We start from the raw sequence: 22,889 nt of genomic DNA, 5'->3' as shown, positions 1-22,889 counted from the left end.
AGGCATCGCCTCCATAGGCAGGCGAACGGGTTTGAGAGAGGGTTTTGATGGCCGGCCAACCGACATACGAGCGGCTCGCGCTCGCGATATCGAACTCCGCGCTGGCGCAGGACACCGCCGCCGCGCTGCGCGATGCGCACGACTGGGTGCCGCAGGAAGAGGCGGAGGCGGTGGTCGCGCTGGGCGGCGACGGGTTCATGCTGCAAACCCTGCACAAGATGCTCGACAGCGGACGCATCCTGCCGGTTTACGGCGTGAACCGCGGCACGATGGGCTTCCTGATGAACAAGCACCGGCCCAAGGGCGCGCTGGTCGAACGGGTCAACCGCAGCCGCCCGGTCGGCATTTCTCCCCTGCGGATGGAGGCGATCAACCAGAACGGCGACACCCGCGTGGAATGCGCGCTCAACGAAGTCTCCCTGCTGCGCGAGACGCGCCAGACCGCGAAGATCGAGATTCTGGTCGACGGCAAGACCCGGATCGAGGAACTGGTGGCCGACGGCGTGCTGGTGGCGACGCCCGCCGGCTCCACCGCCTACAACCTCTCCGCCAACGGGCCGATCCTGCCGCTCGATTCCCAGCTGCTCGCCCTCACCCCGATCAGCGCATTCCGCCCCCGCCGCTGGCGCGGTGCGATTCTGCCCGACCGTGCGAAGGTGACTTTCCGCATCAACGAGCCGTCCAAGCGCCCCGTGGCGGCCGTGGCGGACCAGAAGGAAGTGCGCGACGTGGCCGAGGTTCACGTTGAAATCGCACGCGATTCCGAGCTGACCCTGCTGTTCGACAAGGGCCACGCGCTGGACGACCGGATCGTGGCCGAACAATTCGTCGTATGATTTTGCAGCAGGGGCTTGCGTTAATTTGAGCACCCCCATATAGGCGCGGGCCTGCCGACAAGGCTGCTCCCCGATAGCTCAGCGGTAGAGTAGGTGACTGTTAATCACTTGGTCGTTGGTTCGAATCCAACTCGGGGAGCCATTCAGTAGGCCCAAGCAATTGGAATTGCGCGGCTTTCTCTCATATCCGGCCCGCCACTCCCACATTTCCTACCACATGCGCCCTCTTTTCTGGCAAATGGGGGCGATGCGATACCGCGCCGAGTTTGTCGCCCTGCTGATACTCGCCGTTGCGGGCGCAATCATCGCACTGGTCGACTTGCTGCCTCGGCTGCTCTCGGCTGTATTATCAGCCTAGCACACCTAAGCCGCGCGCCTTGCGGTGGGCTCCACCCCCACCAGCTCGATAATCATAGGCTCGGCATCAGATGGCCCATGGCGAGCGTGCCAAGCGGACAACTCGCTTTCAATATCCGTGCCCGGCCCTGCCAAGATCAACGGGCGCAGCATGGCCGGCGCGCCAGCTTCCTCTAGCTTGGCGAGACGCCCTTGCAGGCTACGCATGAACCGCCCCCGGCTTGCGGACGACGACCCACAGAATCTTGTTGCTGTCCCCGACCGGCCCATGGTCCGCCTCGTAAGCGGCCACCGCCTGATCTTCTGTCTGACCGGCCCGCTGGATGATCGAGACCCACGGCGCGAAGGCCCCGGCCTTGTTTTCCAGATCGGCAAGCCGCCGCTCCAATCGCCCGGTCATATCGCCTCCAAATTAATCGAACGGCAGCACATCGAGCGCCGCCACCAATGCCGGGTCAACCGGCAGCCCATCGGGCAGGGGTTCCCCGTCCAAGCTATCGAGGACCATCCCGAGCGTTGCAAACCGGGTCGGCTTTTCCAGCGCGTCGAGCCTTCGCCTAAGTGCGGTCATCCCTTCGCCTCCAATGCCGCAATCCGGCTTTCCAGATCGCAGGTTTCCACGAGCTGCTTATGCGCCGTGAGCAGCGCCATGGCCCGGCCCGCTTCGTCCAAGGCGACATCACCAGCCGCGACCGACGCGAGCAGCGCTGACGACGCGGCCACCGTGTCCGCAGCCGTTTCAATCGGCGGCAGCTCGAACGTAATCGGGGCTTCCTTCCGCACTGGCGCGATACGATCCAAGCAGAGGCGCAGGGCCGTTGTGTCGCCCTCTAGCGCCCTATCAATCGCCTTGCGGGTCAACGCCTCATGCTCGCCCTGTAGCAGCGCCTCGACCGCAAGCGTGGTCTTGTTGCGAGATCCCGGCGTCCGGCCTCCAAGACTGTTACCCTCGGCAAAGGTGCCATCCGATTTTCGCCCGTTTTCTTTCGGCTTCGTCATTGCGCCATGCCTCCCAGCGCAGGCGCACCGTTCCAATCGGGGAACACCACATGCAGGTGGTCGCCCTCGTTCAGAATGCGTGCCCCCGGCTCGACCCGGCGAACTTCACGCGCAAGCCATCCCATCGACCGCCCAGGCGGAGGCGTCAGGTCGAGCGCGGACCCGTCTAGGTGGCGGCTGTTCGCGGCGGGATTGTAGCCACGGCGGCGCATGTCGGCTTGATATTCGGGCGTCCGAAAACCCGAGGTGATCCGAACGCCGGGGATGGCCGATTGCAGACCCCCCATAACGTCGCGCTGTTTCACTTCCTCAAAGCCCGCCCATTCGTCCGCTTGCTGGCGCGGGTCCGGGCGCTGGCGTGCCGTCCCCCGGACCTGTTCAAAGCCTGACCATTCATCGCCAGCTCCGGCAGGACCAGCCGGACCGCCCGACAAGTCGCCACGCGCGGGCAAGGGATAGTCAGGATCGGAGAGAACGGCGCGGGCATCCTCGCGCGCCTTGCGGATTGCCTTCTTCGCTTCCTTGCGCCGTTCGTCGTCACTCATTCGCGCATAGCCCGCCGAACCCATCACCCCGAGCAGCCGGTTATAGGTCAGCCGCCCCGCAATCTCGTGGTAACGGTCATATTCCTCTGGCGTGTAATCAACCCGCACGCCGTCCTCGGTGTATTGCTTGCCCGGCGCGGACACGCTTTTGCCAATGCGCAGCATCTCGGCAATTACCGGGTCATTCTTCTGCTGCGAGGACCAGAACGGCGAGAGGAAATCAGGCCCCCAATTCCCCAGCTCGATAGGCTCCCCGAACACATCGCGCGCAGGCAACAGCCCGTCACTCATTCCGGGCACGCGGGATTGGATCGCATCGCCCACGCTTTCGCGCTTGCGCAACACCGGGTCCATCGACCGGGCCACACCCGCCACACCGGCAGGCACGGCGAATGCGCCCGCCGTGCGTTGCAGCCAGTTATCGGCATAGCGCCCCGGATCGCTCAGCCCCTCCACGAAGGCCGAGACGCCCGACAGCCACGTTTTGCTGGCGAGGTTCCCCATGATCGAGGCGACCAGCATCGTGGCCTTATCGTCCTGCTGGCTATCGCTCAGATTCTCCGGCAGCGTCGCCATATCCGCAGCAACGCCTATCGTGGTCGAGAGCGGATCAAGCCGCGAGTAGCTAACCCACGTATCGCCAACCTTGACGCTGTAGGGTTGCCAGCCGTCCGCGTAGAGCAGCCGGGCCTTGCCCGCATCGGGCGGGGCCGCGCCAGTGATAAGCCCCTCCTTCGCGGCCTCATACATCGCGGTTGCCAGCCCGGTTCCCAGCATCATCTTGGCAACGGCCAAGTCCCGGCGCTCGCCCCCGGCGGCAAAGTCCTTGCGCACTTCGCGCAGGAGCGGAGCGGCTGGCGAACGCTCGGTTGCGAACTTGAGCAGGTTGATAGGCGTGCGGACAAACGGAACGATAACCTTCGCCGCGAGGCTGTTCGAGGTGATCTTGGACACACCCTGGCCGAACTCGCCTAGCTTCTGCTGGAAAGTGAGATACCGCGCGTAGTCAAAGGCCCGGTCGAGCATATCGTCGGTCGGATTGGCGGACAGCTCCGCAATGCGCGCCTCCCGCTCGGCACCCTTCAAGCCTTCCCGGTGCGCGATCCGCACGGCCTGCGCGTTAATCTCCATCCGGCGGGCAACGCCCTTGAATAGCTGATCCTCGGCAGTGAGCAGCCGCGTAGGCGCCCGGACGACCTCGCCCTTGATGCCCGAGATGGCCTTATATTCGTCGCCCTCGACCTTCGTAACGAAATCGTCGGCCTCGCCAGAGCGCAGGGCCTTGGCAAACAGGCTCGCGCCTTCCCGCGTGCCTTGGAGCAGGCCGAACGCGCGGGCTCCAACTTCGCTGGCAAGAATGCGCTCCCCGGCTTTTTCGCCCAAGAGCGCCCGGCGCGCGCCGCCGATGGCAGAGGCGGTCGCATATTCCGGCACCTGTGCAATCGTGGTCAGCGTGTTGGAAATCATGTTGACCGCGTGCGTCGGCGGATTGCTCAGGAGCATATTGATATAAAGCTCACTGATCTTGTCGCGCCATTTGGGTTTGGTCGCCTTCACCGCAAGCGCGTTGAACTTGCCTTGGCCCAAGTCGACCGCATCAAGCAGCGTGTCCGCCGCTTCCTTCAAGTCCCCCTTGCCGCCACCGGCACGCACCAGCGCGGAGAGAACATCGCCCCGCACCGCGCCGCTACTGGCGGATTGCCGGAACTGTTGCAGGGCACGCCCGGCCTCGGCAGTCATCCCGGCCACTTGCTCTTGGATCGCCACATGGCGCACCCACTTCTGGCGGAACTCGGCCAGCAATTCGTCGCCGGGATCTTCAAGGCGACTGATCTTGCGCGCCGCGTTGACCAGCTCGTTCCCCGACTTCGCGAGTATCTGGCGAGCCGCTAGCGCTTCCTCAGCATTGAACGCTTGCCCCTTGCGCCGCTTAAGCAGTGCGTCCGGGGTCATCCCCAATTCAGAGGCGAGGCGTTCGGTTTCCGCCTGTGTGATCCGGCCTCGCGTTGCCGCGTCGAAATCGCCCGCCCGCATCCGGCTTTGGCGCAGCGCACGGCTAATGTCCTGCGGCGTGTCGAGCTTGGAAACGTCGATATTCCCCACGCGATCGGTCGAGCCGCTAGGCCATTCCTCATAGGCTTCGGGCGGCGCAAACGGGGCGGTGTCATCCGCCCAGGCCGCGCGGTCGCGATAGACCGGCCCGCCCTCGTCAAAGCGCTGCTGTTCGAGCTGGTAACGCTCGCCCTGCAATGCGTTGAAGGCGTCAAGCTCGGGCTGATCTTCCGGCAGGAACCGGCGACCGGCCCCGCCCCGGTGCGTTTCGTCCAAGGCGTCCAGAAACGTGTTGATGTCCGGGCGCTCGGTAAGCTCAGGAAAATAACCGGCCTCCCACGCATAAAGCGCCGCGTCGTCGAGGGTCATTCCCTCGTCACTGACCAGCGGGCCGAACCGGGATTCCTGGCCTACGAAATCGAGACCGCGCCGGGCGCTGTTGTCCAAGCCCATTGCGGCCAAGTCGCCGCCCTCGTCACGCAAGCCGCCCTGCGCACGGAGAAAGCCGACCATATCGAGCGGCCCGACCTTGGGGACCGCCTCACCCCGCCAGTTGGTGACGGACCGCCTATCGAGCGCGGTTCGCTCGTTCGGGGCCTTGGCTTCCACGAACCGCCCGGCGTCAATCGCGGCGGCTTCCTCCGGCCCGTCCACGAAATTGCGCGGGATCGGCAGCACATCGCGCGGTTGGATATTGGCGGCAGACGCCAGCAGCTCGGCTCGGGTCCGGGGCGTGTAAAGGCCCTGTGGACGCGGGAGCGGCGCGGACAGGGCTTCGCCCCCTTCGACCGCCATCGCCATGCTACCGGGCTCTGTGCCCGCCTGTGTGGCTGCATCGGCCTGCGCGGTAGCCTGAGAGGCGGCAGGCGCGCCCATACGCTCCCCGCCAGCGCCCGGCCCCCGAGAGAGCAGCGAACGCGCCGTGCGGCTTACGACCGGCGTTGCAGCTTCCACCAGCTTGCCAAGGGCGGGGTCGGCAATCGCCCCCACGGTCGCGCCCAAGGGCACACCGCGCAGCCGTTGCGCTGCCGTGCCCTCGCTTCCAAGGAACCCGTCAATGCCGCCGTAAGTGCCGCCAGCAAGGGCGAGCTGGCCCACGCTTCGCGCACCGCCCGAATAGGGCAGAAGGAACCCGGCAGTCAGTCCGCCAGCGACTTGCCCGCCTGTGTTTGCAATCGGGTGGTTTTGCTCGTCATAGGCGAGCATTGCCGCATTCTGCTGCTGGTTGTTCAGCCAAATATCCGCAAAGCGCCTGTCGGAGTTGAAAACGCTTTCCCGGCCCGGCGTGCCGCCCAGCGTGTCCGCCACCGCAACCGCCTCGTCCAAGCCACTGGCGAACAGTCCCGAACCCCAGCCGCGAAGGACCGCGCCTGCCGTGCCGCCACCGCCATCAATCAGGGGGCGCGGCGCACGCTCATAAACCGCGTAAGGGTCAATCTCACGCCCGTCCGCAATTTCCTTGTCACGCCATGCGGTCCACTTGCGCAGATAGTCCGCGTCCATCGTCAGGCCCTCGCCCTCGGCAAAGGCTAGAATATCCTCGGCAGGCGCGCCCTTGAGCAGCGCGACATACTGCGCTTCTTTCTCGGCAGGCAGGCCCGCCAGAGGCGTAGGCGTATCGAAGAACTGCGCGACCGTCTGACGATCCGGAACGTAATCGGGATTGGCCCGGAACTCGGCAGGCGAAGGCGTATAGACCCCATGCACGCCTTGCCGGTTCATCCGCGCCAGCCGGTCGGCATCCACGTAGTCACCCCGGCGCGCGGGATCTTCGGAAAGATATTCCGGCGCGGCGAAAGCCTGACCCGCCCGCAGGACCGAGGGGCCTACGTCCTCACCATTGACCAGCACAGGCGAGACCGCGCGACCATAGGAAGGCGCGAACTGCCGACCCGCCGACACCTGACCCGAAAGGCTATCGGCAAGGAACGCCTGCGATTGCTCGCCAAGCGCCACCGGGCGCATCTGCCTATCCCAACCCGGCTGTTCAAGCTCTGGCGCATCGAGCCCCACAAGGCGAACGTCGCCCTGCGAAGCACGCACCGTGTCGCCATCAATCGCTTGCGGAGCGCGCAGCGTGTCGCCCTCGGCAATCGGCGGCGGACCGAACGCACCACCGCTGCGCTTGTCCCGCCGCTTCTTGCGCGGCTTGCTGTCCGGCTTCACTTCCTCGAAACCGGCCCACGGATCGGCAGGCTTGACGGCTTCGAACTCCGCCCACGGATCGGCCATGACTTAGCCCCCCGGCGTGCGCAGAATGCGGTTGGTGCCCTTCACTCGGAACTCAGTGCCAGGAGGGAGCGAACGCGCCTCGTCCGGCGAGCTGACGACCGGCACACGCGACCGGCCACCGCGACCGCTCCCGCGCATGTCTTGCCCGCGCCTGCGATCCCGGCTCGACAGGTCTTGCCCCCGGCGCTGGTTGCCCTCGCGCGCCCGGTTGGCCCGCTGATATTCGGCAAGGCGACCCTCGCGCACATCAATCATACTGTCCGTGTTCCGGTCGGCTCGCGCGTTGTCCGCGTCTATATTCGCCTGCTGCATGAACAGCCGGGTTTGATCTTCCGCCTCGATAGCCGACAGCCGGATTTGCCGCAGCGCATCCGGGCCGGGGAAGCGGTCAGGCAGGAATTGCGAGACAGACACCCCGAGCGGGTCAATCCGCGCCTGAATGTCCGCCAGCGCCTCGCCATATTCGGCGTCGTTCGTCACACCACCCAACCGGCTGACCGCATAGCCGTAGGCGTCCCGCTGGAACTTGAGGCGATCCGCCGCCCGGTCGCGCATCTCGCCCTCAATCGCGAACGCCTGTTTCGGATCAATCCGAACCATCCGCAGGAAAGCCTCGTCCTGTGCGGTCCGCACTTCGCCTAGAGGGGCAAAGTCAATTTCCCCGTCGCCGTTCGTATCGCGCGCCGCATCGGCCCGGACAGTCGGCCCCGCAGGGCGGGCAGGCATGGGAGGGGACAGGGGGGCGAAGCCTTCACCGGAGGACGGGGCCAGATCAACAGGCATCAGGGCGTTGCGCTGCGCAGGCACCGCACGCGGTTGCGGATCCCGCATCGCCATGGCGGCTAGCACGTTCGGTTGCGGCTGGGCGGCAGATGCGCGCCCCCCTTCCACGTAGTCGACCGCCGCCTGTCCGAACTGGCGTTCCTGCTGTGCAGCCTGAAGCTTGGCACCCGTCGCCGGGTCCAACTCCATGACGACCCGCATTGCCTCGGGATCGTCCGGGTTGACCGCGATAGTCGCCATGGCTTTGCGCAACCGACTATTGTCGGCAAACTCGCCCCCGGCCACGAAGCTGGAAGCGACGTTCTGACCCATGACGGCAGGCGCGTTGGTGTTAAGTCCCGCAAGCGCGTTCATCGCATTTCCCCCTAGAGCATACCCAAGCGGTCCAGCGCGCCGACCCCGTAGGCCAGCGAGCCGGTAACGCCGCCGATCATCGCATTGGTGTTGTTCGCGCGGGCGACCGCCGCATTGGCCTGCGCGTTCCCGTTCATCATGGCGAGATTGCCCGCGTTGTTGGCATACGTGGTGTTGACGCCCGACATGGCATTGGCGGCACCCGGCGCTAGGTTCTGCTGTTCGCCCAGCATGTTCCAGTAATTGCCGAACTCCGCGCTAGCGAGGTTCTGGCCATACTCCTGCGCCGCCCGCATCGCCGCGCCGCTCTGGAGCGTGCCCGCCGCAGCGTAACCGCTGTTAAGCGCGTTCATCCCTTCCCCAAGGCGGAACTGGTAGCCGGTCGAATTGCGGAAGGCATCGAACGCCGAACGCTGCGCCTCGGAGGGCGATTGTGCAGGCGTGGCGACCGTCGCGGTGGACGGAGCCCCCGAGGTATAGCTACCGGTAGCTTGCGGGTTCGCTAGGACACCGCCGGTCCCGAAATAGCTCAGGCGCGATTCCGCGCGTGCCCGGTAAGGATCGGGCGCGCCATCGGCCACACCATACATTTGGTGCGATGACATGCGCGTTAGCGCATTGGGTTGCCCGTAGGCGGTCGGCTGCGCGTAAGCGTCAGGCTGCGCCGCCTGTGCGGGAGCGCCGCCAAGACCGAGCAGGGCATTGCGCGCATACATCGCCGGCATCCCCGCCTGATAAATCGGGGTCTGCAATGCGAGGTTTTCGGATCTTGCCCGTTCCTGCGCCGCGATGGCCTCGCGCGTCGATTGCGTCTGCTGTTCGGTCCCCTCGCGGATCGCACGCGAATTGTTGCCCGACGCAACTAGCGAGGTGCCAGCGCCGACAACCGCCGTTCCAATAATAGCCCCTACCGGCATTGCAAAACCTCCATCCCGTCCCGTCCAAGTCCAATGATCGCGTCGCCTACATCGACCGTGACGGGGGCGACCGAGAGCAGTTGAATGGGCTGGTAGCCAGCGGCCCGCGCCCACAGCGAATAGAAGGACGCAGCCTTGCCCGGCTGGCCTCGCTCAAACATCAGAAGCGCCGCGCCCACCGCCCGCTCGTGCGCGGGATCGTGAGGATGTTCGGGCAGGCTCGACCCTGCTTCACGCTTCGCAGCCTCAAGCAAGGCGTGGAACCGCTCGCCCTGGCTTTCCAGCTCCGGCGTGTTCATCGCCCAGCGCATCAGCGGCAGCTCGCAGAACTCGGTAGCGCCCAAGGTTTCGTGTTCGCGCTCGAACAGCACGCGGAGCGACCCGGCGCGGGCAAACCCCTTTGCCGCCCGGTTCTCTTTCGGCACCTTCGACCAGATCGAGACGCAATCGGTCCGGGTGAACACCCAATCCATTGCCTCGCGCATCGCCCCGATAGCGTCGGCCTTCGGGCGGAACATCGAATGCACTTCAAGATGGCCCGGAGCCAACGGCGTCAGGACGAACCCGCCCCCATCCGCGACCAGCGCCAGATTGGCGGGGTCGGCAATCAGGCCGGTTAGATCAATCTCGCCTTCACCGCCAAGGGTCGGGCGAACGTTCGGGTCATTCGCTACGGCGTTCAGGTGCGCAGCGTCCAAGGTCCGGTGGATCACGACAGGCCCCCCGCGTGGTCGCGGGCAATGTGCTTTGCCTTCACGATGGCCCCCGCAGATACGCGCGGGGTCGCCAGTTGCAGGAAATCCGCCATGGCCTCGCTCTCGTCCGCACAGGCAGACAGCAGGGCAAGGCCCATCGCTTCGCGCTCGTCCCCGGCTTCCATGTCGCCAAACGTGCGACACAGCGCAGCCGATTCACCGAACAGGGCGACCACCCGCGCCAGCGCGTCGTCGGTCGGCACGGCGGAGGCATGGAGGCGAGCGAATATCAGCGCTTCCGCAATGTGGATCAATTGCAGCAGGCCGGGGGCGGATCGGGCGCGCTGTTCCTGCGCGAGCGAGAGCGCCAGCATGGCGTCGGGATCGCCCAACGCGGCATCATGGAGCGAATTGGACGGCTGGCGCTCGGAAGCCAGCGCATCGCCCAGCAACTCGCCCAAGCTTCGCTCGGAAGCAGGCCCGCCCATCACAGGCCGACCTTTTCGCGGACCGTGGACCGCAGATATTCCGAGACAGAGACGCCCGACTGTTCCGCCTGCAAGCGCAGGGCCGAAACCAGCGTGTCCGAAGCCCGGAAAGCAACCAGATTGTCCGAATGAATGCCGCGCACCTGTCCCTCCAACGTGTGCCGCTGTTATACAACAGTATAACGCTAAAGTCAACTTCTGTTCTCGGTTATACCCCCCTTTGTTCGCTGCTAGAGATCCCCGAATCATGAGCAGCAAGCGCCTTTCAAGCCTGAGTGATCTTGCCCGGCACGGCTCTAAGCTGCGCATTGATTGCGGTTGCGGTCGCGTGGTGATGTTGGAGCCGCGAGCGCTCTTGTTGCGCTCCCATGCGCTCGACCTTCCCCGGACGCTGAACGGATTAGCAGAGCGGTTGCGCTGTTCGCGGTGTGGAAAGCGGCCCGAGCGCATCGGCCCGGCGCTAGGGCCTATGGACTAGGCCAGCCCGCGCCCTCGCACGTAAAGGCATCGAAAAACCCTCGCGCGCGTAAAGGCGTCAAAAAACCCTTACGCGCGTAAAGGCTATCAAAAACCCTAGATCAATTCAGCCAGGGCGATTGCGCCAGCGGTTCAGATACGCCCGAAGAACACCCCGAACAGGTAGCCCGCGCTAGTGAGGGTAAAGGCCCCCATCGACAGGAAAGCCGCGTCTTTCAGCCCGCGCTTGTCCGGCCCGGTCACAGCCTCCCCGCTCGTATCAATCGAGCGCCAGACCTTGTGCCATGCGAACCCGGCGAACAGGCCAACCAGCGCACCAAGACCTACAAGCACGCTCGCAGGATCGAGCAGGACGCCAGCGCTAGGCGGCACCCCGGCAACAATCAGGAACGAGGGGAGAAGATCGGGCATGGCCTGACCTATACAGGCAACACACCCGGCGCGCTAGGCAGATCGAGCAGGGCCAATCCCTACGCTATCGACCGTGGCGACCCCGCCCGCAGGCGTAAAGACTGCGCCCTTGGCTTCCAGCGCCGCCACTATGGCCGCAAGGTTGTTGTCGACCGGCACGGATCGGCCCGCCTCGTAATTGCGCACCGTCGATTCACCGACGCCCGCCAATGCGGCCAGCTCAGCTTGCGAAACTTCCAGAAGCCCACGCGCGGCGCGGTTCAATTCAGGGGTCAACATGGCAATGCCTCCTAACGCTTTCCCGCTACCATAACGGAAATCGTTTGACAAAGCCATGACAGATAGCCATAACGGAAATCGTTAGGTGATTAACTACCTGACGGACCGAGGCGAGGTGCAGCAACACCAGCCCCGGCCCTAATCGAAACCCTAGCAAGAGGGCACGACTAATGACGAACGATAACGCAACGACCACCGCACCGCAAAGCGCATTCGAGCAGGCTCTTGCAGCCTACAACGCAGCTTACGCAGAAGTGTGTTCCGCGCCGCTCGACAACGACCAGCAGGCCGAGGACGCCCGCTATTCCGTGATGATCGAGGCAGAGCGCAAGCTATTCGCAACCAAACCCCGAACCGTCACCGACGTTCGGGCGCTGGCAGAAATTGCTTTCCGCGATCCCGACAGCATCCCCGGCGCGGATCTGATTGGGTCGGTTCTCAACGGCCTTCGCGATCTGGACGACAACGCGCCATCGCCCACATTCGACCCCGAGCAATGGCTTGTCCTTTACGAGCGTTGCGGCGGTGGATGGGTCAGGCCAGCCGGGCGCGAGTTGACCCTATGCGCTCCCGTCCCTGCCAGCGATGGGATTCAGGCATCGCTTTGGGAGCTGGAAACCCGAGGGGGACGCGAGCAGGTGCTGCGCCTAATCGAAGAACGGGAGGCCGAACGCATCGCCGCCTAACCAAAGCCCCCGCAACCTTGGCCCCGTCCGTCCTAATGACGCGACGGGGCTTTTTCGGCGATCATACGGTTTGCAAGGCCTTTGTGTCTTTTACGAACCCACGACTGAGAATTGCGGAGACGCGCGGTTCGGCTAACCAACCAGGCTAAAGGCTGTCCGCACCACCCAGTAGCCGAGCGGTGCCAGTGCAATGAACGCTAGCATCGTCGCTTCAAGCTCGAATCGGGTGGGTTTACGCATGGCGCAAGGTAGGTGAACTGCGCCATTGTAGGAAAGTTCGCTTTGCGCTTAACGTGGCCGCACCTAATAGGAGGCGGACATGGAACTCAAGGATATTGGTTTTGGCCTCGGCTCAATCACATTCCATTCAAAAGAAGATGATGTGCCGGACAAATCTGAGGTCCAAGGCAATGTTACCATAAATACAGTGGGCAGAGCGGGAAAGCCTGCCCATTTCACTGTTTCAAATCACATCGCTTGCCAGTTTGAACGCGATGGCATCCAAACGCACGAGTATTTCAACTGGGGTGTGGTCGTCACAGGCTTCGACGCCTCTGCAACTTACAAAGAGGTGGAGTTGGCTGCAGCTGAACAGCTCGCCCCAATGCTTCGAGCCGTCGCAGATCGTATTGAAGCGAGTCTGGAAGAGGCGGCAAAGAAGGCCTCTGAGGGCAACGCATAGTGGGAGAAATCCAGTGACAGAAATTATGATGAGTTGGCCATGGTATGACAGGCTATTTGCTGGCGCGACGCTTTGGAGCATCCTCATCATGCCTTGGATGATCGCCCGCCACATCGAGCGCATTCACGCTCAGAACGAGCGCATAATCACCCTTCTCGCGGACATTAGGAATGAGCCGCCCCACCGATACCGCAGCGACTAGAGCCAGCTAAACGCCCACAGGGCCAAGCCTAGAAGAGAAAGGGCTATCAGCAGCGCAAATTCCAGGCGCAATCCAAGGACCGAGCCGGACCTTTTGAACAGCGCCTTGATTTCGTCGTCCCGAGTGATCCGGTGGCGGGCTTCTTCGATCAATCGGTCTTTAACTGGACCTGGGGGCATAGCTTCCAAGCGCCGCAGGGTCGCCTCCCATTCGCCAAGCGAGTCAAAAGTGCTTGGGGAATCGTAGAAGAAGTTTCGCCCATCCGGATATATCGCCGTTTCTTCTTGCTCACACTTCTTGTCTTCGCTCATTTTCCGGCGCTCGAATTTTTCTTGCCACGGATGATGCTCCGCATCGCAGGAGCCCTCCCCTGACCACGAGGCAGCGCCCCTAGCACTTGTGTTCGCCCCAGTAGGGGTCCCAGCGCAGCGCAGTGCCCGAACGCACCATTGCGCAGCTCACATCGCCCGACTTCGGAGATACGCACCAAGCACCCGTGCGATTGCCGCCAGCGCCGCCCGTGGATCTGCAACGCATCGTCGGACCTGTGACGATCCTGTGCCCATGCGGCCCGAACCCGCCCGGCGTGCCGATCAGCCCCGCCAGAGTATCGCGCGCCTGTTCATGGCTGGCGTCGGGACAGGGCTGGTTGCTGTTGCAGGTGCCGTCCGCTTCCCGCGCCGCGATTCCGGCAAGGCGAAGGCGCGGACCTTCCTCGCACCATACAGGCCCGTCGCCATCCCAAACGGCAGTGGGTGTGCAGGAGAAGGTCTCGCCCGCAGAAACCACAACGGCAAGAATTAGCGCTTCAAACATTCGAATCTCCGAGCAATGCTAATCTAGACCGCACCACACCGAGGAGGAAACCATGAAAGCCAGGTTGTTATTTCTTGCACTTCTTACCACGCCAATCTTGGGCGGTGGCACAGCGGCGGCGGCAGCCATCGACACAAACGCGGAAACCCAAGCAATGCTCAGCGCAAGCAGAAGCTCCGACAATTTCGAAAGCCGAACCAGCCGCCTTGCGTTGGTCGAAAGTTCCGAGGCATATTGCCGATCTCTTAAGAGCGTTTTTCCAACAAATTCTCCAGCCGACGATAGCTGGCTGGACGGGGAATTGAATGGTGGGGGGGATCGACCGCTACAGGCGCTATCGACTATCCAGATGGTTCGGCGGATGGCCAATAATTTCGTTGGAGAATGCCTCTATTTCGCGGCTATGGCTCGCGCGAACCCGGATTCACCGAAAGCCTATATCGCGTTGGCGATGTCCTTCGATAAGGCCAATGGAAATTTGCATGTGCGGGCCGATGAAACAGGCGTGGACGTGAAAGCCTACGCCTTGGAGTTGGGTCTCGGATGGACGCTCAGCGGCTTTCTGCGGGCGGCCTACGCGGTTTCCTAGTTCGGCGAGGCTAGAAGCACCTGCGCTAACCGGCACGATAAAGACCGTAGGTCGCTGAGCCTTTCTAATAACGTCTCATTTCCAAAAGGGCATTGGGTGAGCATATTTGCTCACCAATAAGAAACTTACACCCCTCCCCCCCTGCTCTCCCGGCGGCGAAATTTGGCGATCAAGCGCAACCCCCGAACCGATAGAGCGCGGCCTGTCCCTTCTTCGCGTAGCGAATTTGTTCGACTAGGCCGCTTTGTAGCAGAAAGTTTCGCGCGGCTCGCAGGCGGCGAACCGGCCATGGCCCGCAAGGGAGCTGATCGGCCCACGAGTTTGCGATGCAAAAATCCCGGCCCCAATGGTGGCGCTTGAGTTGGTTGTAAATATAGAGCGCATCCGCGTTCGTTTCGAGGATCGCCAACGCCGAGTGTGGCAGTATCATGTAATTACCCCCGGCCACTCCGTTGCGGCCTTCAACCTGCATCCGCCAGACGCTTGCCGCGACCTGTTCGACTTCGGCGGCAGGGAGCGGCGACCATTCCCCGGACTCGTTGAGCGTGCGAGCGAACCCCAACAGCGAGTCATGGGAACCGCAATTCGCTGCTGCGTGGCGACAGGCATCGAACAAGCGAACATTGCGGTCGCCCTCCCCCTTAACCTTGGCTTCCGCCAGGGCGACTTCGCCCGAGGCGCAATCGCTATTGGCGGCGCGCATGGCCGGCAGGTTGCCCAAGTCCGCCAGCGAGCCCTCTAGGAATTGGTAATCGCCAAGCGCGTTGCGGGATGGAGGCGCGATTGCGAACCCACCTTGGCCGAGAATATCAATCGGCCCTAACATCCCAAGCGCCAAGGCATCCTTGCGGATCGAGCGTCGTTCGCCGTTATGTCGGTAGTAGGCGTGAAACTTGCCGCTAGCCGTGCGCGCGACCACCGGGGATCTTCCCACCACCGCCATTGCATCGGCCAATACATTTTCGTTTGTGCTGTCCACATCAAGGACCGTCAGGCGATTGTGTTTGCCGCAGGCAATGCCGAGTGCGTCCGCGTCTGGAAACTTTTGCGCCCATTGCGCGGAGGCGCGGCGACCGCCCCTCAGGGGATTGCCGACAGAGGGTTTCTTGGCCTCCCCATCGACCGGGAAGGTAGCAATCCCCGCCTCGGCATAGGCGGGTTGCCATTGTGCAAAAAGGCCCATGCCCTAGCCCCCCGTCCGGTCGATCTTGGTGAGCCCATGGACGAGGCGAAGCCCGCCAGCCGTGCCCCGAGCCTCCCGCGCATTGGCGAACCATTGCCGTTCAGGTAGGGAGGGGATCGGCGGCGACAGCGCCGCCGCGAAGCCCTCCCCGTCCGGCTCGATAGTAACCGAGCCCGCCACCTTACGCGGCCACCTGTTCGGTCGCCTGCGCAGGCTTCACGACGCTATAGGCCATGACGTTGCAGCCCATGCCGCCCAGCCGCCGACCGACCGGATGGAGCAGGCCGCGCTTAGCCAGCTCGCCAGCCCGAGGACGGACGACATGGACCGGCAAGCCCAAGTCCTTGGCGACTTCCTCCGGGATCGCACCAGCAGCCCCGTAGGGCGTCCATGCGTCCATCATCTGCTGGTGGCGGCGCGGCAGTGTGTCCGTGACTTCCTGCGCAGCCTCACGGCTGTTCTGGCGCGCCTCAGGGCTATTGCCTTTGTGACCCGCTGCCGTTCCCTGTCCATAATGCGGCTTGTTCTCGTTATTGTGCGACATCGCCCACCCTTTCAAATTCGTCGGTCATCCCCGCGCGCTGCGCGATCTTTTCGAGCCAATCATATTGCTTGACGGAGAGCGGGCAGGGCTCGCCCACGAGCTGGCCCAAGAAGGAGCCTGAGCGCCGATTAATGCCCTCCCCTTTGACCAGCAGGCCGAGTGCCAGCGCCCGCAGACGCTCCATATCGTCGGCCCGGCTCATCGGCTGGACTCCCGCGCCAGGGCGGCACGCAAGGCGGCATCAGCGCTTGCGCGGTCCAAGGCGTTACCGGACCGGCGGCGATAGCCTTTCGCGTTCGACCAGCGCCGCACCGACGCGATTAAGCCGGTGCTGAATGCTCGTAGCTCGCCAGTGTCATCGGGCGGGTCGCCCGGATAGGACGACAGCAGCAGTTCAACGGCAGGGTCGCGCACCGTGAGAATGCGGCGCGGACGTTCGGTAATTGTGGACATTGCCTTACAGTCTCCGTGTGACGGAGAGCGGGCAGGGCCGGGTTGCAATTTTTCTAGTTGTTGCTATCCTCGGCGGACCAAGACTGCCTCGCTCTCGCAAGCGAAATTCAAAGGCCGCTCCCTCCCACGGGGCGGCCTTTCTCGTTAAGCAGCTTCCCCGGTGACGACCGGCAGGCTGTCACGCCAAGCCTGTTCGTCCTCGGCCTTGATCCGCGTTGCACGGCCAAGCTTCGTGAACCGCAGCCTGCCCCGCTTGTTTTCGAGATACAGAAATCCGCGGCTGCAATTGTTGTCTTCGCACACCTGTTCGAGCGTCTTCATACCGGCCCCCAAAATACCCGTTGCCATCCATCGTCCTCCATGATATTCCTTATGCATGACTGCATAGCAGCTGCGAATGGGAGAGGGGAAGTCCGGCACCGGGCTGATCCCCCGTCGCGGCGTGGTTTTTGCACAGGTTAGCGCGTGAGGGTTCGCGTTCCGGGCTTTTTATGTTCCCGCCCCGTTCCGCCGAATCATCCCGGCAGTGCATTCCTCAGCTTGAGCGGGAGCTGCACCACATCGCCGGACGACCCCGACACATACCGGCCCCACGCATCCAACAGCGTCCGCCGCATATCGAGGAACGCGGCACGCTGGTAAGCGCGAACGACCTTGTCAGGGATCTTGTGGGCAAGCGCCGCCTCCGCGACCGCATCCGGGATCGAGGGCATCCGTTCCGCCGCCCACGTTCGGAACGTCGCGCGGAACCCATGGACCACATAGGGCTCGCCAGCCAGATACTTGGCTAGGGTCATGTCGCTCAACTTCTTGCCACCTTTGCCGGGGAACACTCGGCAATCCCCCTCGCCCGTCCGCCACGCCTTCGCCCGTTCAAGGACCGCCATCGCTTCCGGCGACAGGGTGATGGTGTGCGCCTCGCCATTCTTGCGCATCAGCTCGGCAGGTCGCCGCCACTCCCCGGCCTCTAGGTCGATATGCGACCAAAGGGCTTCCCTCACTTCGCCATTGCGTGCAGCCGTGTAGATTGTGAACAGCAGCGCCAACCGACCCACGGTTTCGCCCTGGCTTTCCATCTTGGCGACGAAGGCGGGCAATTCCTCGTAGGGCATAGAGGCGAAGTTGCCGCCCTCCGCTTGGCGCGACAGCAGGGCCGACAAGCTTTGACGCGGCGCACCCTCGGAACGCCACCCGCTCGCCTTCGCGTAGTCAAGGACAAGCCCGATCCGGTGGCGCAGCTTCCGCGAGATTGCAGGCTTGGAATGCCAAACAGGCGACAGCGCCGCCGCAATGTCCCGCTCACTGATCGCGTCGACCCGCAGGCTGCCGATCTTCGGATAGACATGGAGCGCAAGGGACGACAGGAAAGCGGCCCCCGTCTTTTCCGACCATCCGGGGGCCTTCGCCTCATGGCACTGGATCGCCGCCGCCTTGAAGGTGGGAACAACAATCTTGTCCTGATCGCGCTCTGCAAGGGGATCGCGCCCCGCCTTCACCGCCCTGCGCAGCTCCCGCGCTTTCTCCCGCGCTTCGCTCAGGCTGCAATCCGGCCAGCCCCCTAGCCCTATGTCCCTGCGCTTCTTCGCGCCGGGCTTTGCATCGTCCGGGCACATGATCCGCAGAACCCACGACTTGCCGCCAGTAGGCGACACCAGCAGATAGAGCCCTCCACCATCGCCGTAGCGGCCTGCCTTCTTCGCCTTCTCGACTTGGAAAGCCTTGAGCTTGTGAATTGCCATGGTGGGGCTCCTGTTCGCCAATCGCTCCCACAATTTGCGCTAGATGCCCGTTAACGTCAATGCGCACCCAAGCACATCACCCCGCCAAAACGACGGAGAATCAAGGGGCTCGAAAACACCCATCTTCATCCAGCAACATGAGTTCGAATCCAACTCGGGGAGCCATCTTGGACAGAAGGCCAGAACCGGCCCGCTGACAGGCATTCATGCTCTTTGCTCCGAGAGCGTTAGCGGCGATTATCGCAAGCCGCGTTTCCATACCTCTCCCATATAGTCGGCCATTTGCTTGCGGTGTTGCGTCGTTCGCACCGCATGCAGAGCCCAGAGAGCGATTGGCATGAGCAGGCCAATTCCCAGCACGACCAAAGCGGGGCTGGACCCGGTGTTGTTCAACACCCACCAACCGAGAAGCGCGAGCGCCAGATAGGTCTTCCGAAATCGCGATCGCGGGAAAAAGTCTTCCCATTGGGCGAGCATCACCAGTCCGCCGCGTCCGCTCAGGTTCGTAGCGCCAATCAGACGACCGTTGATACTATCCAGCCGAACGATTGTTTCAGGCCGGACTGCCACGCGCGCAGGAAGTTCGATCTGCTGTTCGAACCCGTCACCATCGCGAACGATGACCGTCGCGACATTCTCGTGCTCGGTGGAAACGAAGCCACCGCCACCACCCGTCAGGCCATAGCCGTCGATAGAGAAACCAGCGACGCCCGAGATATAGCCGTGTGTATGGCTTTTCTGCTGGTAGGTAACATCGACCACCCGGCACACCGTGGTCGAGCCCTGATAGCGCCTGCGACCGATTTTTCGCGACTCGATTCTCCAACCCTCGAGCGGAAACTCTCCGCCACTTCCCACAATCAACGTCATCCGGAGCTCCCTCTGTGCAAGGGGACGGTCGATCAAATACGTGAACAATAGATTGATAATGGACGAATAAATTGCCGGGTGCCGAAGTGCGAAACTGCATTCAAAAGAGCAACCGCACCCCCACCACAATCGTCAGCGCCGCGGTCAGCCAGCGGATCAGTTGCGGCTTGAACAGGCGCACCGCGAACAGGCTGCCGATCTGGCCGCCGATCACGACCGCGATCATCAGCGGCAGGCCGGTGCCCGCTGCCGCGCCCAGCATGTCTGCGCCGTTCTTGGTCAGCTGGCCGACGAGGCCGAACAGCGAATTGACGAGGATGAACAGGCTGGCGGTCGCCGCGATCGCGCGCGGGCCGTTCCAGCGGACCAGATGGAGCAGCGGGGCGAGGAAGATGCCGCCGCCGATCCCCACCAGCCCGGCAAGATAGCCGAGCGGTGCAGCGGCGAGCAGCATGGCGCGCTTGGCGTGGCGCGGGGCAGGCTCCCCCTCCGGTGCGGCCCGTGCATTGGTCTGGGGGAGGAGCAGCAGCGCTCCAGCAAGGCACAGGCTGGCACCCAGCAGCGCCATGAAGGCCTGTTCCCTGATCGGGGTCAGCCCGCCCAGCAATGCGGCGGGCGCGGCGATGGCGGTGAGGCCCAGCGCGCCGCGCCAAGGGGTGATCCCGGCACGCGCAAAGCGCAGCGTACCGCCGCTGACGACCACCAGGTTGCACAGCAGGGAGACCACCGGCAGCAGCCGGTAATCCATCCCCGACAGGGCCAGCAAAGCGCTATACGTCGATCCGCCGCCAAAGCCGACCGACGCATAGAGCAGTGCGGTTACGCAGAAGGCGGCGAGGAGGGCGGCGAGGCCGATCCCGCGGCTCCCGCAACAGCCTTGGCCGCGCCGTGGCAATGCTTGTACTTGTTACCCGAACCGCACGGGCACGGGGCGTTGCGGCTGATATCCTGCCCCGCCCACGGGTTTTCCGCCGAACCGCCCGGCCCGGCATTGGCGCGGGTCGAACCGGCGAGCGAGCCGAACATCGCGGCGCGGCTTTCCGAACCATCGCCATCGTTGGAATCGTCCAGCCCGGTCAGCGGGTCGATATGGCCGGTCAGGAAATCGGGCAGGTCGGGCAGCGCACGCTGGGGCGGCGCGATCCGCAGCTCGTTTTTGAGCAGGATGCTGGTCACGTCTTCGCGCAGCGAGTCGAGCATCTTCTCGAACAGGCCGAAGGCTTCCTGCTTGTATTCGTTGATCGGCGTCTTTTGCGCATATGCCCGCAGGAACACGACCTGGCGCAGCGCGTCGAGCGTGGCGAGGTGTTCCTTCCAGAAGTGGTCGAGCCGTTCGAGCAGGATGCTCTTTTCGACCCGGCGCCACAGCTGCGGATCGTTCTGCGCGATCTTGCGCTCCATCAGCTCGTCGGTCTCGGCGCGCAGGCGTTCCTCGAACAGTTCGGGCTCGACCGCGTCTTCTTCCAGCCACTGGTCGATCGGCGGCGTCAGGCCGAGCACTTCCTCGACCCGCGCCTTCAGGCCCGCGACGTCCCACTGTTCGGGATACGATCCCGGGGGGCAGGCTTCGGCCACAATGGCGGAGATGGTGTCGTGCCGCATGTCGAGAACGACATCGTCGACGGTTTCGGAATCCATGATTTCCGCGCGCTGTTCGTAGATGACCTTGCGCTGGTCGTTCATCACGTCGTCGTATTCGACGACCTGCTTGCGGGTGTCGTAGTTGCGCGCCTCGACCTTCTTCTGCGCGGTCTCGATCGCCTTGGAGAGCCACTTGGACCCGATCGCCTCGCCATCCTTGAGGTTGGAATTCATCATGCGGGAGAACAGCGTGTCCGGCCCGAAGATGCGCAGGAGGTCGTCTTCAAGGCACAGGTAGAAGCGCGACAGGCCCGGGTCGCCCTGACGGCCCGAGCGGCCGCGCAGCTGGTTGTCAATCCGGCGGCTTTCGTGGCGTTCGGTGCCGAGCACGAAGAGGCCACCGGCCTCCAGCACCTTGGCCTTGTCCTCTGCCACCTGCGCCTTGATCTTCTCGATCGCCCGGTCGCGCTCCGGCCCTTCGGGCATCTCGCCGACCTCGTCTTCGATCAGGAAGTCGAGGTTGCCGCCCAGCTGGATGTCGGTCCCGCGGCCGGCCATGTTGGTCGCGATGGTGACCGCGCCCGGGCGGCCGGCCTGCGCGACGATATGCGCCTCACGCTCGTGCTGGCGGGCGTTGAGCACCTCGTGCTTGACGCCTTCCTTGTCGAGGAACTGGCTGAGAAGTTCGGACTTCTCGATGCTGACCGTCCCGACCAGCACGGGCTGGCCGATATCCGACTTCTCCTTGATCGCCTTGGCGATGGCCTGGAACTTGTCGAGCGTGTTCTTGTAGAACTCGTCGTCCTCGTCGATCCGCTGGACGGGGACATTGGTCGGGATCTCGACCACGTTCATCTTGTAGATGTCCCAGAATTCGGCCGCTTCGGTCGCCGCGGTCCCGGTCATGCCGGAAAGCTTGGGATACATGCGGAAGAAGTTCTGGAAAGTGATCGAGGCCATTGTCTGGTTCTCGGGCTCGATCTTGACGCCTTCCTTGGCCTCGACCGCCTGGTGCAACCCGTTAGACCAGCGCCGGCCATCCATCATGCGGCCGGTGAATTCGTCGATGATGACGACCTTGTCGTCCTTCACGATGTAGTGATCGTCCAGCTTGAACATAAGGTTGGCGCGCAGGCCTTCGTTCATGTGGTGGACGACCTGCGTGTTCTCGACATCGTAGAGATTGTCGGTTTCGAGCAGGCCCGACGCGACGAGGCGCTGTTCGATCTCTTCCGCGCCTTCCTCGGTCAGGGAAACGGTGCGGCTCTTCTCGTCGGTGTCGTAGAAGCCGACGCCTTCGCTGGAGCTGTCGGGGATCGCGTTGTGATCGGCGACGAAGTTCTTAATCACCTGATCGATCGTCACGTAGAGATCGGTCTTGTCCTCGGTCGGGCCGGAGATGATCAGCGGGGTGCGCGCTTCGTCGATCAGGATCGAGTCGACCTCGTCGATGATCGCGTGGTTGAACGGGCGCTGCACCATCTGGCTACGCTCGTGCTTCATGTTGTCGCGCAGGTAGTCGAAGCCGAATTCGTTATTCGTGCCGTAGGTAATGTCGGCCTCGTAGGCCTCGCGCCGCTCGATCTCGCTGAGATTGGGCACGATCACGCCAACCGACAGGCCAAGCCAGCGATAGAGCTGGCCCATCCACTCGGCATCGCGGCGGGCGAGGTAGTCGTTGACGGTGACGACGTGGACGCCCTTGCCTTCCAGCGCGTTGAGATAGGTCCCCAGCGTGGCGACCAGCGTCTTGCCCTCACCCGTGCGCATCTCGGCGATCTCACCGCGGTGGAGCACGATGCCGCCGATCATCTGCACGTCGAAGTGGCGCATGCCGAACACGCGGACCGAGGCTTCGCGCACGGTCGCAAAGGCTTCGGGCAGCAGGTCGTCGAGCTTGGCCCCCGCATCGAGCTGGTCGCGCAGCTTGCCGGTTTGCGCGCGCAGCTCGTCATCGGAGAGCGCCTGCATATCGGGCTCGAGCGCGTTGATCTGCGCGACGATCTTGTGAAGCGATTTGACGTAGCGATCGTTGGAAGAGCCGAAGACGGACTTCATCACGGACTGGAACATGGAAATACGGGCCTTGCGATAATGGGATTATGCTGTGCAGCGCCCT

Annotated in this window: 26 protein-coding genes and 1 tRNA gene; 5 read left to right on the top strand and 22 right to left on the bottom strand. The window is 63.6% G+C overall.

Translation table 11 applies throughout. The annotated features are described in order from the left end of the window. Window positions 1–47 precede the first annotated feature (47 nt). Together KYN89_RS02475 and KYN89_RS02470 are read left to right on the top strand one after the other, a co-directional pair. On the top strand, window positions 48–836 hold the full coding sequence (locus KYN89_RS02475; protein ID WP_010237699.1) for an NAD kinase: 789 nt from the start codon (window positions 48–50) through the stop codon (window positions 834–836). Window positions 837–903: 67 nt separating this feature from the next. After that, window positions 904–978: transfer RNA gene (locus KYN89_RS02470), tRNA-Asn, on the top strand. 414 nt (window positions 979–1,392) lie between these two features. On the opposite strand, the gene KYN89_RS02465 is transcribed toward KYN89_RS02470, so the two are convergent. The 11 genes from KYN89_RS02465 to KYN89_RS02415 all read right to left on the bottom strand — a co-directional run bounded on the left by KYN89_RS02465 (window position 1,393) and on the right by KYN89_RS02415 (window position 11,425). Then, window positions 1,393–1,593 carry a hypothetical protein gene (locus KYN89_RS02465; protein ID WP_222823649.1) on the bottom strand — a complete coding sequence of 67 codons (201 nt, stop codon included), beginning with the start codon at window positions 1,591–1,593 and terminating at the stop codon, window positions 1,393–1,395. 12 nt (window positions 1,594–1,605) lie between these two features. Continuing rightward, window positions 1,606–1,764, bottom strand: coding sequence for a hypothetical protein (locus tag KYN89_RS02460; RefSeq protein ID WP_222823648.1), 159 nt, complete (start codon window positions 1,762–1,764; stop codon window positions 1,606–1,608). Beyond that, window positions 1,761–2,192, bottom strand: a complete 432-nt coding sequence (locus tag KYN89_RS02455; RefSeq protein ID WP_248284947.1) for a hypothetical protein — start codon at window positions 2,190–2,192, stop codon at window positions 1,761–1,763. The genes KYN89_RS02460 and KYN89_RS02455 overlap by 4 nt, the downstream gene beginning before the upstream one ends. Beyond that, window positions 2,189–7,021: a thermonuclease family protein gene (locus KYN89_RS02450; RefSeq protein ID WP_222823647.1), complete on the bottom strand. Its 4,833-nt coding sequence runs from the start codon at window positions 7,019–7,021 to the stop codon at window positions 2,189–2,191. Before KYN89_RS02450 ends, KYN89_RS02455 begins: the two co-directional genes overlap by 4 nt. A 3-nt stretch (window positions 7,022–7,024) precedes the next feature. Next, the gene (locus KYN89_RS02445; RefSeq protein ID WP_222823646.1) at window positions 7,025–8,158 is read right to left on the bottom strand and encodes a hypothetical protein; all 1,134 of its coding nucleotides are present in this window, start codon (window positions 8,156–8,158) and stop codon (window positions 7,025–7,027) included. An 11-nt stretch (window positions 8,159–8,169) separates the two neighbouring features. Beyond that, the gene (locus tag KYN89_RS02440; RefSeq protein ID WP_222823645.1) at window positions 8,170–9,075 is read right to left on the bottom strand and encodes a hypothetical protein; all 906 of its coding nucleotides are present in this window, start codon (window positions 9,073–9,075) and stop codon (window positions 8,170–8,172) included. After that, a complete protein-coding gene (locus KYN89_RS02435) occupies window positions 9,066–9,788 on the bottom strand; it encodes a hypothetical protein (protein ID WP_222823644.1) in 723 nt (240 codons plus the stop codon). Before KYN89_RS02435 ends, KYN89_RS02440 begins: the two co-directional genes overlap by 10 nt. Further along, the gene (locus KYN89_RS02430) at window positions 9,785–10,258 is read right to left on the bottom strand and encodes a hypothetical protein (RefSeq protein WP_222823643.1); all 474 of its coding nucleotides are present in this window, start codon (window positions 10,256–10,258) and stop codon (window positions 9,785–9,787) included. Before KYN89_RS02430 ends, KYN89_RS02435 begins: the two co-directional genes overlap by 4 nt. Next, window positions 10,258–10,401 (bottom strand): hypothetical protein, encoded by a 144-nt coding sequence (locus KYN89_RS02425; RefSeq protein ID WP_222823642.1) that lies wholly within the window; start codon window positions 10,399–10,401, stop codon window positions 10,258–10,260. The genes KYN89_RS02430 and KYN89_RS02425 overlap by 1 nt, the downstream gene beginning before the upstream one ends. Before the next feature lie 466 nt (window positions 10,402–10,867). Further along, window positions 10,868–11,146: a hypothetical protein gene (locus KYN89_RS02420; RefSeq protein ID WP_222823641.1), complete on the bottom strand. Its 279-nt coding sequence runs from the start codon at window positions 11,144–11,146 to the stop codon at window positions 10,868–10,870. Window positions 11,147–11,179: 33 nt separating this feature from the next. After that, window positions 11,180–11,425, bottom strand: coding sequence for a helix-turn-helix domain-containing protein (locus tag KYN89_RS02415; RefSeq protein ID WP_222823640.1), 246 nt, complete (start codon window positions 11,423–11,425; stop codon window positions 11,180–11,182). 254 nt (window positions 11,426–11,679) lie between these two features. On the opposite strand from KYN89_RS02415, the gene KYN89_RS02410 reads away from it, so the two are divergent. Further along, window positions 11,680–12,111: a hypothetical protein gene (locus KYN89_RS02410; RefSeq protein ID WP_222823639.1), complete on the top strand. Its 432-nt coding sequence runs from the start codon at window positions 11,680–11,682 to the stop codon at window positions 12,109–12,111. 319 nt (window positions 12,112–12,430) lie between these two features. Further along, entirely contained in the window at window positions 12,431–12,793 is a 363-nt protein-coding gene (locus tag KYN89_RS02405) for a hypothetical protein (protein ID WP_222823638.1), read from the top strand. Window positions 12,794–12,991: 198 nt separating this feature from the next. Here the strand turns inward: KYN89_RS02405 and KYN89_RS02400 are convergent, their stop codons facing one another. Both KYN89_RS02400 and KYN89_RS02395 read right to left on the bottom strand, forming a co-directional pair. Further along, complete coding sequence (locus KYN89_RS02400) at window positions 12,992–13,306, bottom strand: hypothetical protein (protein ID WP_222823637.1); 315 nt, start codon at window positions 13,304–13,306, stop codon at window positions 12,992–12,994. A 79-nt stretch (window positions 13,307–13,385) separates the two neighbouring features. After that, a complete protein-coding gene (locus KYN89_RS02395) occupies window positions 13,386–13,811 on the bottom strand; it encodes a thermonuclease family protein (RefSeq protein WP_222823636.1) in 426 nt (141 codons plus the stop codon). Window positions 13,812–13,863: 52 nt separating this feature from the next. Here KYN89_RS02395 and KYN89_RS02390 point away from each other — a divergent pair, with 52 nt between their 5' ends. Then, the gene (locus KYN89_RS02390) at window positions 13,864–14,400 is read left to right on the top strand and encodes a hypothetical protein (RefSeq protein WP_222823635.1); all 537 of its coding nucleotides are present in this window, start codon (window positions 13,864–13,866) and stop codon (window positions 14,398–14,400) included. A gap of 169 nt (window positions 14,401–14,569) precedes the next feature. On the opposite strand, the gene KYN89_RS02385 is transcribed toward KYN89_RS02390, so the two are convergent. From KYN89_RS02385 to secA, 9 genes are all read right to left on the bottom strand, one after another. Next, on the bottom strand, window positions 14,570–15,583 hold the full coding sequence (locus KYN89_RS02385; RefSeq protein WP_222823634.1) for a bifunctional DNA primase/polymerase: 1,014 nt from the start codon (window positions 15,581–15,583) through the stop codon (window positions 14,570–14,572). 181 nt (window positions 15,584–15,764) lie between these two features. Further along, a complete protein-coding gene (locus KYN89_RS02380) occupies window positions 15,765–16,127 on the bottom strand; it encodes a MerR family transcriptional regulator (RefSeq protein WP_222823633.1) in 363 nt (120 codons plus the stop codon). Then, the gene (locus tag KYN89_RS02375; RefSeq protein ID WP_222823632.1) at window positions 16,114–16,329 is read right to left on the bottom strand and encodes a hypothetical protein; all 216 of its coding nucleotides are present in this window, start codon (window positions 16,327–16,329) and stop codon (window positions 16,114–16,116) included. Before KYN89_RS02375 ends, KYN89_RS02380 begins: the two co-directional genes overlap by 14 nt. Next, a complete protein-coding gene (locus KYN89_RS02370; protein ID WP_222823631.1) occupies window positions 16,326–16,580 on the bottom strand; it encodes a hypothetical protein in 255 nt (84 codons plus the stop codon). The genes KYN89_RS02375 and KYN89_RS02370 overlap by 4 nt, the downstream gene beginning before the upstream one ends. 144 nt (window positions 16,581–16,724) lie before the next feature. Further along, a complete protein-coding gene (locus KYN89_RS02365) occupies window positions 16,725–16,928 on the bottom strand; it encodes a MerR family transcriptional regulator (protein WP_222823630.1) in 204 nt (67 codons plus the stop codon). Between the two features lie 167 nt (window positions 16,929–17,095). After that, window positions 17,096–18,319 (bottom strand): tyrosine-type recombinase/integrase, encoded by a 1,224-nt coding sequence (locus KYN89_RS02360; protein ID WP_222823629.1) that lies wholly within the window; start codon window positions 18,317–18,319, stop codon window positions 17,096–17,098. Between the two features lie 237 nt (window positions 18,320–18,556). Further along, complete coding sequence (locus tag KYN89_RS02355; RefSeq protein WP_222823628.1) at window positions 18,557–19,189, bottom strand: hypothetical protein; 633 nt, start codon at window positions 19,187–19,189, stop codon at window positions 18,557–18,559. Between the two features lie 100 nt (window positions 19,190–19,289). Beyond that, window positions 19,290–20,045, bottom strand: a complete 756-nt coding sequence (locus tag KYN89_RS02350) for a sulfite exporter TauE/SafE family protein (RefSeq protein ID WP_222824086.1) — start codon at window positions 20,043–20,045, stop codon at window positions 19,290–19,292. After that, window positions 20,009–22,843, bottom strand: a complete 2,835-nt coding sequence (gene secA, locus KYN89_RS02345) for a preprotein translocase subunit SecA (RefSeq protein ID WP_222823627.1) — start codon at window positions 22,841–22,843, stop codon at window positions 20,009–20,011. The genes KYN89_RS02350 and secA overlap by 37 nt, the downstream gene beginning before the upstream one ends. Window positions 22,844–22,889: the final 46 nt, after the last annotated feature.

This window comes from Alteriqipengyuania abyssalis, assembly GCF_019857185.1.
Lineage (GTDB): Bacteria > Pseudomonadota > Alphaproteobacteria > Sphingomonadales > Sphingomonadaceae > Alteriqipengyuania > Alteriqipengyuania abyssalis.
Note: the sequence above shows the minus strand (reverse complement) of the source record. Positions and strands in the feature narration are given on the sequence as shown.